This is a genomic window from Halobacillus sp. AWM4_238, from assembly GCF_056158265.1.
Map to the genome: position 1 here is coordinate 539,288 of NZ_JBSWSY010000002.1, position 12,373 is coordinate 551,660.

General features: G+C 46.9%; 12 protein-coding genes and 1 riboswitch. Of the genes, 9 read left to right on the forward strand and 3 right to left on the reverse strand.

The window, feature by feature from the left end:
- The first annotated feature begins 131 nt into the window (after nucleotides 1-131).
- On the forward strand, nucleotides 132-842 hold the full coding sequence (locus tag ACXACN_RS02805) for an SIMPL domain-containing protein (protein ID WP_474962147.1): 711 nt from the start codon (nucleotides 132-134) through the stop codon (nucleotides 840-842).
- Nucleotides 843-1,057: 215 nt separating this feature from the next.
- Nucleotides 1,058-1,864: a zinc transporter ZupT gene (gene zupT, locus ACXACN_RS02810; RefSeq protein ID WP_474962149.1), complete on the forward strand. Its 807-nt coding sequence runs from the start codon at nucleotides 1,058-1,060 to the stop codon at nucleotides 1,862-1,864.
- A gap of 39 nt (nucleotides 1,865-1,903) precedes the next feature.
- Here the strand turns inward: zupT and ACXACN_RS02815 are convergent, their stop codons facing one another.
- Both ACXACN_RS02815 and yfkAB read right to left on the reverse strand, forming a co-directional pair.
- Nucleotides 1,904-2,485, reverse strand: coding sequence for a YgjP-like metallopeptidase domain-containing protein (locus tag ACXACN_RS02815; protein WP_474962151.1), 582 nt, complete (start codon nucleotides 2,483-2,485; stop codon nucleotides 1,904-1,906).
- Nucleotides 2,486-2,503: 18 nt separating this feature from the next.
- Nucleotides 2,504-3,628: a radical SAM/CxCxxxxC motif protein YfkAB gene (gene yfkAB, locus ACXACN_RS02820; protein ID WP_474962152.1), complete on the reverse strand. Its 1,125-nt coding sequence runs from the start codon at nucleotides 3,626-3,628 to the stop codon at nucleotides 2,504-2,506.
- A gap of 172 nt (nucleotides 3,629-3,800) precedes the next feature.
- Between yfkAB and ACXACN_RS02825 the strand changes: the two genes are divergently transcribed.
- The 4 genes from ACXACN_RS02825 (at nucleotide 3,801) to ACXACN_RS02840 (ending at nucleotide 8,395) form a co-directional block, all read left to right on the forward strand.
- Complete coding sequence (locus ACXACN_RS02825) at nucleotides 3,801-4,703, forward strand: SDR family oxidoreductase (RefSeq protein WP_474962154.1); 903 nt, start codon at nucleotides 3,801-3,803, stop codon at nucleotides 4,701-4,703.
- Nucleotides 4,657-5,397, forward strand: coding sequence for an alpha/beta hydrolase (locus ACXACN_RS02830; protein WP_474962156.1), 741 nt, complete (start codon nucleotides 4,657-4,659; stop codon nucleotides 5,395-5,397). The genes ACXACN_RS02825 and ACXACN_RS02830 overlap by 47 nt, the downstream gene beginning before the upstream one ends.
- Before the next feature lie 81 nt (nucleotides 5,398-5,478).
- Nucleotides 5,479-5,579, forward strand: a riboswitch (TPP riboswitch).
- An 88-nt stretch (nucleotides 5,580-5,667) separates the two neighbouring features.
- Entirely contained in the window at nucleotides 5,668-6,234 is a 567-nt protein-coding gene (gene thiT / locus ACXACN_RS02835) for an energy-coupled thiamine transporter ThiT (protein ID WP_474962158.1), read from the forward strand.
- 712 nt (nucleotides 6,235-6,946) lie between these two features.
- On the forward strand, nucleotides 6,947-8,395 hold the full coding sequence (locus ACXACN_RS02840) for a phospholipase D family protein (RefSeq protein ID WP_474962160.1): 1,449 nt from the start codon (nucleotides 6,947-6,949) through the stop codon (nucleotides 8,393-8,395).
- On the opposite strand, the gene ACXACN_RS02845 is transcribed toward ACXACN_RS02840, so the two are convergent.
- Nucleotides 8,389-8,514 carry a hypothetical protein gene (locus tag ACXACN_RS02845; RefSeq protein ID WP_474962161.1) on the reverse strand — a complete coding sequence of 42 codons (126 nt, stop codon included), beginning with the start codon at nucleotides 8,512-8,514 and terminating at the stop codon, nucleotides 8,389-8,391. The genes ACXACN_RS02840 and ACXACN_RS02845 overlap by 7 nt on opposite strands.
- A 368-nt stretch (nucleotides 8,515-8,882) precedes the next feature.
- Here ACXACN_RS02845 and ACXACN_RS02850 point away from each other — a divergent pair, with 368 nt between their 5' ends.
- The 3 genes from ACXACN_RS02850 to ACXACN_RS02860 all read left to right on the forward strand — a co-directional run bounded on the left by ACXACN_RS02850 (nucleotide 8,883) and on the right by ACXACN_RS02860 (nucleotide 12,360).
- On the forward strand, nucleotides 8,883-9,743 hold the full coding sequence (locus ACXACN_RS02850) for a DUF1028 domain-containing protein (RefSeq protein ID WP_474962163.1): 861 nt from the start codon (nucleotides 8,883-8,885) through the stop codon (nucleotides 9,741-9,743).
- A gap of 249 nt (nucleotides 9,744-9,992) precedes the next feature.
- On the forward strand, nucleotides 9,993-11,576 hold the full coding sequence (locus ACXACN_RS02855; RefSeq protein WP_474962165.1) for an L-lactate permease: 1,584 nt from the start codon (nucleotides 9,993-9,995) through the stop codon (nucleotides 11,574-11,576).
- Between the two features lie 79 nt (nucleotides 11,577-11,655).
- Nucleotides 11,656-12,360, forward strand: a complete 705-nt coding sequence (locus ACXACN_RS02860) for a FadR/GntR family transcriptional regulator (protein WP_474962167.1) — start codon at nucleotides 11,656-11,658, stop codon at nucleotides 12,358-12,360.
- Nucleotides 12,361-12,373: the final 13 nt, after the last annotated feature.

The following is a 12,373-nucleotide window of genomic DNA, read 5'->3' on the forward strand; positions in this document are numbered from 1 at the left end:
TTCTAAAAATGGAAATAAAAGTATGGGGAAATGGGCTTATCTCACGAATAGACATATTTCTGGTCGATGCTTCATCTATTAATAAGAGTTGGATTCTTTCCTAATTTGCTTGCAGAATCGGCAGAAAATTCATGACTGATGATGATAAGTATAAGAGCAAAAGGAGGCGGTGCGTTCTGTATTACACTGGTATGAGACAGGTAGGAAGAGACGGGGAAACCAGACAGCTTAAAGTCAATGGAACCGGGAAAGTTCAAGTGAGTCCTGATGTCGCCCATGTGAACATCGGAGTCGTTACACAAGATGAGAATTTAGAAAAAGCGCAGCAGGAAAATGCTCAGACCACAGAAAATGTGCGGGATCAGTTGGTCGCTGCCGGCGTTCCTGAAGAAAACATTCAGACTGCGGACTATTTCATTTTTCCTGAGTACGATTATGTCGATGGCAAGCAGGAGTTTCGTGGATACCAGGTGACGCATACATTGAAAGTGACGATTGACGACGTGAGTCAAACGGGAGTGATCATCGACACAGCCGTGGCGAGCGGAGCGAACCGGATCTCGAATATTGCCTTCTCGGTGAGCAACCCTTATCAAGCGTACCAAGAGGCGTTAAGGATCGCTCTCGGGAATGCACTGGCGAATGCACAGACGATCGCTAATACGATGGGCTTGACCCTTGATCAAACCCCTGTCAAGATCATTGAGTTAGGTACGACGTCTGCGGTGCCGATGCAAAGTTATCAAAAAGCTGACGTCCTTGGCGCAACGGCTACACCGATTGAACCCGGAACGCTTGAAACGGTCGCACGGGTGGAGGCGCATTTTCAATATTTGCCATAACGAACCACTCTTCCATTCGGAGGGTGGTTTTTGTTTGGAATAAAAAGGTTAAAGGATGCAAGTGAGGTCCTGTACAAGAATATAAAAATGGGGAAAACGTGTAGCAGTTATTTTATGGGCTCATAAAATATAACTGAAATAAAAAAAGTTGCTCCTAGGAAAGTCCTTCGTTACAATGTGCATAGAGAAAATGTTCGAACTGAAGGAGAGGTACAATGGAAAACTTGTTATTGGCTTTCGGTCTGACTTTACTTGCCGGATTAGCCACAGGCGTAGGAAGTTTGATCGCCTTTTTTGCGAAGACCACGAACACGAAATTCCTTTCCCTTGCGCTCGGATTTTCGGCAGGGGTCATGATCTACGTATCGATGGTGGAGATCTTTTTCAAAGCACAGGATTCCCTTGTCGATGCCATGGGGAACGAAGCCGGCCAGTGGATGACAGTCGGAGCCTTCTTCGGAGGGATGATCGTCATTGCACTCATTGATAAATTTATTCCGAAGTCCGGAAACCCTCACGAAGTGAAAAAAGTAGAGGACATGTCTAAGCGTGAGACAGCCGTGAAAGATCCTGATCTACTCAAGATGGGAACGTTCACAGCTCTCGCCATTGCGATCCACAACTTCCCTGAAGGAATTGCGACGTTCACGGCTGCTTTGAATGACCCGGCGCTTGGAATCGCTATTGCTGCAGCGATTGCGATTCATAACATTCCTGAGGGGATTGCCGTATCCGTTCCGGTGTACTATGCGACCGGAGATAAGAAAAAAGCGTTCAAACTCTCTTTCCTGAGCGGATTGTCTGAACCCGTCGGTGCCGTCCTCGCCTATCTCTTGTTGATGCCGTTCTTGAACGACATGGTGTTCGGTATTCTCTTTGCAGGGGTGGCAGGGATCATGGTGTTCATTTCACTGGATGAATTGCTTCCTGCATCACGAAGATACGGAGAAGCGCACCTTTCGATTTACGGTGTTGTTGCTGGAATGGCCGTCATGGCGCTGAGTCTACTCTTATTCATATAAAAAAGACCCAACAGGTTCATCGCCTGTTGGGTCTTTTGTTTAACATGTTTTTTCATTATGAAGATCTTGGATGGACTCCAGGATCTTTTGTTTTGACCGCTGAACGAGCCGCCAGTTGAGATGAATCCGTTCCTGGTCTTTGACTCCAAGCCTCCGGTCGTCTTCCTGGGCTTTGACTTCCCACTCGGAGAGCGTGGGGAATTTCTCCTCCGCTTTACGGAACAGCCATTGGTTTATTCGTATTCTGAGCTGTTCGTTCGCATCTTCCTTTGTCCAGTTTTCTGGATAAGCGAAAAGGAAGGTCCCTTTTTGAAAAGCGAAGTGGGCTTCTTCTTGATGTTCAATCTTCAGCCGGTACGAGCGGCCAAGGTATGTGATTTTCTCACTTTCAGAAGCGATTAGGGCATCGACCGCGTACAAATCCTGGTGCGTCTGCTGCCATTTTTCAATAATCCAATCCGCTTTTTTCTCGACAAACGCATGGACCTTGGCTTCGTCTTTTTGAGGAGAAGCGGTCACTTTTACTCCGTTGAGATCGTCGAGGTATATTTTGATATAAGAGACTTCTTGTTTGTCTACTGTATAGGCAATTTTTCGATCATTTACCGTTATGGTTGGCATCGCGGCCTCCTTTCTGCTCTATAACGTAATGTTCGTTTTCCTTTTTTGGAAATCGACGCCTTCATAGTACGTGTTTTTCACAAGCACATTCGGACCGAGGCATTTCACGGCTGGACAATGGCAGTTGAGGCTTTTCGCTGTATTCGTGGAGAGCCAGTTCTCGTAAGCATCGGGTAGTTTCGTATCTTGGATGTTGCCAAGCCCGGGCTCGTCACCGAAGTCGGTCACGATAATGTCGCCAGAGAAAATGTTCACGTTCAAGCGGGAGCGTCCGTCGGGATCATTTCTTACGGTCACATTCTTTTCGCTGTACAGGCGCTTCAGCATATCAAGGTCGTCCTTGGAGGAACTGCATGGATAGTAAGGCAGTGTGCCGAACAACATCCACATGTCATCATCCCGGTGATCAAGAAGCCGGTTGATCCCTTCACGCATTTGGTCAAGGCTTAACGTCTCCAAACTGCTGGCAAAATCCACCGGGTACATCGGGTGAATTTCGTGACGTGCACATTTCATTTCTTTCACATGATCATGAATCGATTCAAGGTAAGGGAACGTGCGTCTGTTGAGCATCGTTTCAGCGGAGACCATGACTCCTTCTTCTGAAAGACGCTGTGAATTTTCAACCATCCGGTCAAAGAATTTTTTTCGGTTTTCTTCCGATGGTTTCCGTTCCATCCGGGCAAATCCGGTATGGATGAATTCTTCGATCGTTCCCCAGTTGTGGGAAATATGTAAAACGTCCAAATAAGGAATAATCGGAAGGTAACGCTCATAAGGGAGCGTCAAATTTGAGTTGATTTGTGTCCTCACGCCGCGTTCATGGGCGTATTTCAATAAAGGGACCACATAGTTTTCCACAGACTTCTTCGACATCATCGGTTCCCCGCCCGTGATGCTGAGCGTCCTCAGATGAGGAATTTCATCCAGCCGTTTTCTGAGCAGGTCCATCGGCAGAGCCTCCGGGTCCTTCGCTCCTAACGTATATCCGACAGCACAGTGCTCACAACGCATGTTGCAGAGGGTCGTCGTCGTAAATTCAATATTCGATAGGGTCATGCTTCCGTGTTCTTCTACATCCATATACGCTTCCCACGGGTCATAAGAAGGGGTAAGCGTCTGAAGCTTCATGTTCGTACTCATAAAATATGAAACTTCCTTTCTATAAATTTTATTCGGTCGATCACCTCTCCCATTTTACCATTAATATGACGAAAACCATACAATATGCGTCCACGCTTTTATGGAAAGAGGAGATCAAGGGTGTGACATCGAAGGTTATGGGGTAACGATTAGCACAAGGGGGAGTCAGAAGATGAATCAAACCGTACTTATTACAGGAGCATCCAGTGGTTTTGGTTTCCATACAGCTGTGAAATGTGCAGAAAAAGGGTTTCGTGTCATCGCAACGATGAGAAATATAGAAAAGGCATCGGTGTATGAGGCGCTCGAGGAGGAGATACAAAAGCGAATCGAAATATGGCCCTTGGATGTGACAGATGCCCAGTCGCTTGAGCGTTTTTCGGAAAAAGTGAATACGTTGGACCGATTGGACATCCTCGTCAACAATGCCGGTTACGCTGTCGGGGGATTCCTTGAACAGGTGCCCTTAGAAACGTATCGCAAACAGTTCGAGACGAATGTCTTCGGTGTAATCGCCGTAACCCAAGCGGTGCTGCCGTTCATGCGCAACCAGGGGAGAGGGAAGATTCTGAATGTGAGCAGTGTGAGTGGATTGATCGGTTTTCCGGGATTGTCTGCCTATGTTTCTTCCAAACACGCCTTGGAAGGGTTGTCGGAAAGTCTCCGTTTTGAAGTGAAACCGTTCGGCATTGATGTCGCCCTGATCGAACCGGGCTCTTATCAGACAAATATTTGGTCCACAGGTCTTGAAATGCCGGAGGCGCTCGAAGATCCGGATTCTCCTTACGCTGATTACATAAAAGGGTTGTGGAGTGCGTTGAATAAAGAAACCCACGGAAATCCTCAGGATGTGTCTGATTTGATGGTGGGATTGATGGAAAAAGAATCGCTTGTGAAACTCCGCTATCCGATCGGTGCAGGCGTACGTGCCAATGTGTGGTTCAAAAGACTGCTTCCATGGAAGTGGCTGGAGAAAACCGTGTTACAAACAATCCTTGGAAAAGAGAAATCGAAAGGAGTGGGGTTGAATGGAAAACGTGATGCGTGGAGCCGAGGAGATGCGCTTCGAGGGTAATGAAGTCGGCATCCTCATCTCTCACGGCTTTACAGGAACGACACAAAGCATGAAGCCTCTAGCAGAAGCGTATGCAAGGGCCGGGTACACTGTCTATTGTCCACGTTTGAAAGGACACGGAACGACTCCAGAAGACATGGAGTCAACCTCTCATTTGGACTGGGTGCAGTCCGTGGAACAAGCGTATGACTGGTTAAGTGAGAGATGTTCAAAAATATTCGCCGTCGGTCTATCGATGGGAGGAACGCTCGCTTTGTATATGGCGAGTGAACACAGGGATATTGATGGAGTCATTCCGATCAATGCGGCGATCGATGTTCCTGCACTTGAAAACAGCCAGGGAACAGACGAACGCTTTTTAGACGCGATCGGATCGGATATCAAAGATTCAGAGACCGTTGAACTTGCCTATGAGCGCACACCGGTACAATCGATTGGCGAGCTCGTCACATTGATGGGAAAGGTGAGAGACCGGCTTGATGAAATTCACTGTCCGATCATGATATTCGTATCCGATGAAGACCATGTCGTGCCACCCCACAATTCAGAAGTCATTTTTGAATCGGTGTTTTCTGAACATAAAGAGATCATCCATCTGGAGAACAGTTACCACGTGGCGACACTGGACCATGACAAAGATATGATCATCGAACGTACCCTGGAATTCTTCCAAATGTATACGAACACGAAGTGATTGCCCGGGAAATAGAAAAGGTTTTGTAATCGAGTAAAAAGTTTATTATAATAGAGACAAATCAAGAAAAGTAAACGGTATAAAGCCTTCAAGGGGAGCCTTCCGGCTGAGAGTGAATGTTTAATTCAGACCCTTCGAACCTGTCAGTTAATACTGGCGTAGGGATGGCGGCTTTTTTGATGGTGCAATGCAAAAGCGGGATTCCTCCATCAGGAAGCTTCCCTATTTGGCGTTGCTTTTTTTGTGTCTAAATTTAGGAGGAATGTAACTATGAGAAATCGTGGCGTTTTATTTCTAGTAGAAATCGCGATTTTTTCAGCTCTCGCATTATTGTTGGATATCATCCCGTTTCTTTCATTTAAGCTATGGGCACAGGGAGGATCGGTATCCTTTGCCATGGTCCCCGTGTTCATCATGGCCTTCCGCTGGGGAGTGAAAGGCGGGATCACGACCGGCCTGCTTTTAGGAATCTATCAAATTATGACAGGCGCCTATATTATGACCCCTCTTCAGGCGTTTCTGGATTATGTTGTTGCTTTTGCCGTCATTGGAACGGCCGGACTAGTAGCAAAACCGCTTTGGAATGCGATCAAGTCGAATAAGTACCGCCAGTTGATCGGATGGATTATTGTCGGCTGCCTGATTGGAAGTGTGCTGCGCTTTTTCGGTCACTTTTTTGCTGGCATCGTGTTCTACGGTGAGTTCGCTCCAGAAGGACAGCCGGTCTGGTTGTATTCCCTCGTCTATAACGGCGGATACATGCTCCCGGCGTTTATCTTAAGCAGCATCGTCGTCAGTCTCCTTTTTGTCAAACGACCAAAACTATTAAGCCACTAACAATCATCCCCCGCTCGATATCAAAATCGAGCGGGGGATTTTCATTATCCTTTTGTCCTCAAATTCTATAAACACTCCCGATTCTTGAAGGCTCCGTTTCGAGACTTTTGTTGAGTGGATGGGGGCTGCGGGGAATAGCTCGCTTTCCGCGGGAGCGCGGTGAGCCTCCTCGGACTGCGTCCTGTGGGGTCTCACCCTGCACTTTTTTCCCGCAGGAGTCTCGCCATTCCCCTCCGCCCCTTTGTCAGATAAGTGTCTCGAAACCACTTCCATAATTAGGTGCTTTCTATGCTTATGGGGAGCTATAACACAAATCTTCCATCGTATCGTAACCGCTAGTTATCGAGCGCTTTCTTACTATAGGTTGTTATGATAGAAGATGTTCCATCCTGGTATAGGGGTTCGTTTCTCCCATAATCAAATGGGGTGGTTGGGAAGCTGCGAGACTCCCGCGGGAATGGATTGGCTGGCGAGACCCCGCAGAGCTTTAGCTGGCTTGCCTTAATCACCAAAGGAAAGCGATTAGCTTCCCAACCACCCCTGACGCTCAACTCAGCAACGAACCCCGAATACATCTCGAATCTGAGTCTTCCAAAATCCTTCCATATAGTCGATAAAAATGCGTATGATTTGATGTTTTTCGCGTATCCAGGTTTGAAACGGTTCATTATAGTGAAAATAAGATAAGCACTCGATATAAGGAGGCTTCATGATGAGTCGTTTGAAACGGATTTGGAAAAGTAAGTGGTTTTGGATCATCGTCATTATCATAGCTATTCTCAGTGTTACGATTGCTTACCACACGTCTTGGAAATCACTGCCTGAGGGGATTTCTTACGAAGGCGAAACGCACGAGATGGAAAATATCGAATTCTATCGTGATTTAACATACGAAAATGAGGCAGGAAAGACGGTTCATGATCTTCAGGTTTTTGAAGAGATCAACAAGACGATTTCGGAAGCCGAGGACTTCATTGTTGCCGATATGTTTTTATTCAATGGCTACACGAATGGAAAGAACGAATTTCCTCAAATCTCCAGCAATTTAGTGGACGCCATACTAAAAAGAAAAGAGGAAGTCCCTGATCTGAAGGTCGTCTTTATAACCGATCAGATCAATACAGTTTACGGATCTTATGAGTCCGAGACAATCAAGCGTCTGGAGGACGGCGGGGTTGATGTCGTATTGACCAATTTGAATAAATTGAGGGATTCAAATCCGTTATATTCGAGCGTCTGGCGGCTGTTATTTTCGTGGATGGGCACAGGAGACAACGGTTGGATCAAGAATCCTCTAGCCAAAGAAGCTCCGGATGTGTCGCTCCGATCTTACATGAAGCTGTTGAACATCAAGGCGAACCATAGGAAAATTCTCGTAACCGAAAACGCTGCGATCGTCTCGACAGCCAACCCTCATGATGCCAGCGGGTATCATGAAAATGTAGCGTTCAAGATGACAGGACCAATCATTAAGGATATTTTAGAGGCGGAAGAAGCGGTCGTGAACTATTCTGGGGAAGCGGATTTTCCTGAATATGAAAATCGTTCGTGGGAGAAACAGAAAGGCCCGCTGACGGCTCAATTTGTTACGGAAGGGAAGATTTATCGAGCCATTCTTGATGAATTGTCTGCTGCTGGTGAAGGGGACACCGTCTGGCTCGGGATGTACTATTTGGCTGATAAGAAAATCATGAGCTCGCTCGATGATGCGGCGAATCGTGGTGCGACTGTTAACATCGTGATGGACCCGAACAAGAAGGCGTTTGGTCATGAAAAGACCGGCATCCCTAATTTACCTGTAGCGGCCGAGTTGCAGCGTCTTGGGAATGAGAATATTCACCTGCGCTGGTATGACGTCAATATCGAACAGTATCACACGAAAATGCTGTACATCGACCATCCCGGGGAAGATGTCATCATCGCGGGGTCTGCCAACTACACGCGGCGAAACCTTGCCAATTTAAACTTGGAAGCAGATGTTGTCATCAAAGGAAATGGTGAAGAACAAGTGTTTACCGACGTCAACGACTATTTCAATCGCATTTGGAACAATGAGAACGGACATTTCACAGCGGATTACAAAGAATATCAGGATAATCTGACTTTCATTCGCTATGCCACGTATTACTTGCAAAAATGGACATGGTTTACCACTTATTGATTAAAGAAGAGCGCACATACCGTGCGCTCTTTTTGTGTACATACAGAAGGGTTCATTCCTACGAGGAGCACTTTCCCTTCATCAAAATCTTCTTTGTATTCTTCTGTTCTGTATGCCAATCAACGCCCTGATTGGTGCAGAGGTTGCTGATCCTACCTTTGATATCCTGTTGTTTAGATGGTATGGGGAATTCCCATCGTTGGTTTCAAGTTGGATCGCTCCCTTTTAATAGCTGCTACGGTATGGAGTGTACCCGGGTGGATGTTCATAAAACGTGTGGATGGGCTGAGGTTTATCAAAAAGCCGAAAATGATTTCAAACAAAATATGAAAGTATCGATAGAAATCTGAATCGATCACTTGATATGCAGATTTATCGACTAAAAATTAGAATAGATTCAGTGAACTCCTAATCGTTCTTAAGGAGCATCCTCTTGCAGGAATCTGTCCAAACATCTCGAATTACATACAAGATTGGAGGGAAGAAAATGAAATCAAAGGTTATTGCTACGTTTTCTATTTGTGCCCATGACCCCGATACAGGCGAATGGGGCGTGGCTGTGCAATCGAAGTTCTTAGGTGTCGGATCTATTGTGCCTTGGGCGAAAGCAGGTGTAGGAGCCATCGCTACACAGGCGTTTGCTAATCCGAAGTATGGACCGGACGGGCTGAGTCTTTTAGAACAAGGGCTGTCAGCTGAGGAAGTCATCGAGCGCTTAACGTCCGATGACCCACAAAAAGAAGACCGTCAAGTAGGGGTTGTAGATGCGAAAGGAAACGGAGCGACGTTTACAGGGAAGGATTGCTATGAGTGGGCAGGCGGGAAGGTAGGCAAACACTATGCCGCCCAAGGGAACATTCTGGTGAACGAAGAAACCGTTTCAGATATGGGAGAAGCTTTTGAAAGAGCGGAAGGTCCTCTTGCCGATCGGTTAATGACAGCAATCCAGGCGGCTCAGCGTGCCGGGGGCGACAGTCGGGGGAAACAATCGGCAGCCATCCTCGTCGTGAAAGATAAAGCAGGGTACGGGGAACTCAGTGACATCGCTGTGGATCTCCGTGTCGATGATCATCCAGAACCAATTGAAGAGCTTGGGCGCATCTATCAGCTTCACAAGCTCTACTTCGGCGAGACGCTTCCGGAGGATGTCGTTGATTTGGATGGGGATGTGAAGGTAGAGGTGGAGCGTCATTTGCGTCGTCTCGGTTACCTCACTTCAGAAAACGTAACCCCGGATGTATTGATCGATACGTTCACGACATACTTACACACGGAAAACTTTGAAAGCCGCGAGCAGGAGCGAGGGAAGATCGACGTAAAAGTCTTCGAATATATGAAAAATCAATGAACGAGAAGAGCCGCACGGAAAAGAGGTGCGGCTCTTCGATTGAACTCTTAAAACAGGGGGTTACAATGAAATCATTGGAGCGAACCAACACCGTCCCGGCCGTTTTGTATTTTCTGTGAACGTTTGTAAAAAGCGATTGTATATCCTTCATCCCAGGTATAAAATATAATTAAAGCAGGTCATCTGATGACCTGACTAGTATACATGGATTAAAAGCGTTGACAAATAGTGTGACGGGAGAGGATTTACATGATTTTGTTTGTAGCTTTAAGTGCGATACTTGCTCCTTTTATCTTTTTGGTTCTTTTACGGATGCCTGCGAAGAAAGGGATGTTGTATAGCGCTTTGATTGTCATTGGTCTTGCTTACTTCGTATGGGGTGTTGGGGAAAGGGTGATTGCTGCCTCGATTCTGGAGGGAGCGCATAAGACGTTAACCATCCTGTTTATTTTATTCGGAGCCATTGTGCTGTTGAATACGCTCAGAAACACGGGAGCGGTGGACCGGATCAATCAAGGGTTCCGGAACATCTCCAAAGATATGAGGGTACAGATTGTCATCGTGGCTTTCTTGTTTGGTGCCTTGATCGAAGGGGCGGCAGGGTTCGGGACTCCGGCTGCTGTGACAGGACCTTTGATGGTGGCTCTTGGATTCTCACCACTGGCGGCAGCAGCTCTTGCGCTTATCGCGGACAGTTCAGCCGTTTCTTACGGGGCTGTCGGCACACCAATCCAGGTCGGATTGAGTAATGTTCCAGGTGCCGATCTCTCATTATATAAAGAAATCGGAGTACAAGTCGCTTTCTTTGATCTGTTTGCCGGAAGCTTTATTCCACTCATTCTTGTCGTCATTTTAACCGTCTTCTTCGGGAAGGAGCGGAAGCTTAAAGATATCACGCAAATGATTCCGTGGACACTTATGATTGGTTTCACCTATACATTGTCCGCATTCCTTTACGCTAGTCTTTTCGGTCATGAGTTCGTTGCGATTTTAGCTTCCTTGACTGGTCTCTTCATTGCAACCGTAACGGCGAAAAAAGGCCTTCTGCTTCCTAAAGAACCCTGGCAGGAAGCCCTTCAGGAGGCAAAAGGTGCCGATGAACCCGTCTCTATGAGCTTGTGGGCGGCGTGGTCACCGTATGTCATCATTGTCCTGCTTTTGCTTGTGACTCGTATCGTTCCAGCGGTGAAAACTTTCGCTTTGACCTGGATTGATCTTTCATGGGCGGATATTTTAGGTGTCGAAGGGATTACCTCCTCTTGGCAGGTTCTCTATTCTCCTGGATCTGTATTAGTCTTTGCTGCCATGATGGCGGTCGTTGTGCAGAGGAAGTCTTTTGACCGGTTTACGAAGGCGGCGAAAGAATCTGTCTTATCCATGAAGGATGCGGCATTAGCGTTAGTGGCGACTCTCGCTCTTGTTCAGGTGTTCACGAATTCAGGGATGAATGCGCAGGATTTATTGAGTATGCCTCAGTATATCGCCCAGACGCTTGCCTCAGGTTTCGGATCCATGTGGGTCATGGTTGCTCCTTTCCTTGGTCAACTCGGAGCGTTCATCACAGGAAGTGCAACGGTATCGAGTCTGACATTTTCACCCGTTCAGTACAGCATTGCTCAAGAAACGGGTCTGGCGAAAGATGCGGTTCTGTCTTTACAGGTCCTTGGTTCATCCTCAGGTAATATGATTTGTGTGCATAATGTCGTTGCTGCCGGTGCAGTCGTAGGACTCGCAGGGAAAGAAGGGGATATCATCAGAAAAACGATTGGCCCGGCTTTGTTGTATGGCCTGCTTGTCGGAACCGCTGCTCTTGTTTATCTCTTTTTTGCTTAGACATGGCGTTCACTTTTAAAGGGTATGGATATCGATTAGAATAAAAGGAAGAAATGAGCGAAATCTTGGAGGAAATAGCATGAATTATAAACCGATCCGGACGAAAAAAATATACGAACAAGTGGCAGACTCTCTTTTGGATTTATTGAAAAAAGGAGAATTGAAGCCGGGAGACAAACTGGACAGTGTTGAGAGCCTGGCCGGCAGTTTCAGTGTCGGAAGGTCGGCGATTCGTGAGGCGTTAAGCGCGCTTAGAGCCATGGGCATCCTCGAAATGCGGCAAGGCGAGGGGACCTATGTGAAGGCCTTTGATCCTTCTCGTTTTTCTTTACCTGTCTCGGTCGCTTTTCTAATGAAAAAAGACGACATGAAGGACTTGATGGAAGTGAGGCACATCTTGGAGGTTGGAGCTGCTGGGACAGCCACCCGTACGAGGCAGGACGGTGATCTCAAAGCAATGGAACAGGCTTTGCTGGATATGGAAAAAGCGAAAGGAAACGGGGAACTCGGCGAAAAGGCGGACCTTGAATTCCATATCGCACTTGTCAAGGCGACACAAAACCAGATTCTGATCAATCTGATGAACAGTGTTTCAGAAATCATGATGCAGGCCATGAGGGAGACCCGCAAACTTTTGCACACTCCTGAAGGGACAGACCGTCTGCTTGAGCAGCATAAACAAATACTGGATGCGGTGAGAGACCAGGAGGAAACCTTAGCCAAAGAGGCTATGGTCCGTCACTTGCAGAGCGTGGAAGAACATTTAGCTGAATATTTATTATAAGAAGGATTCTGTT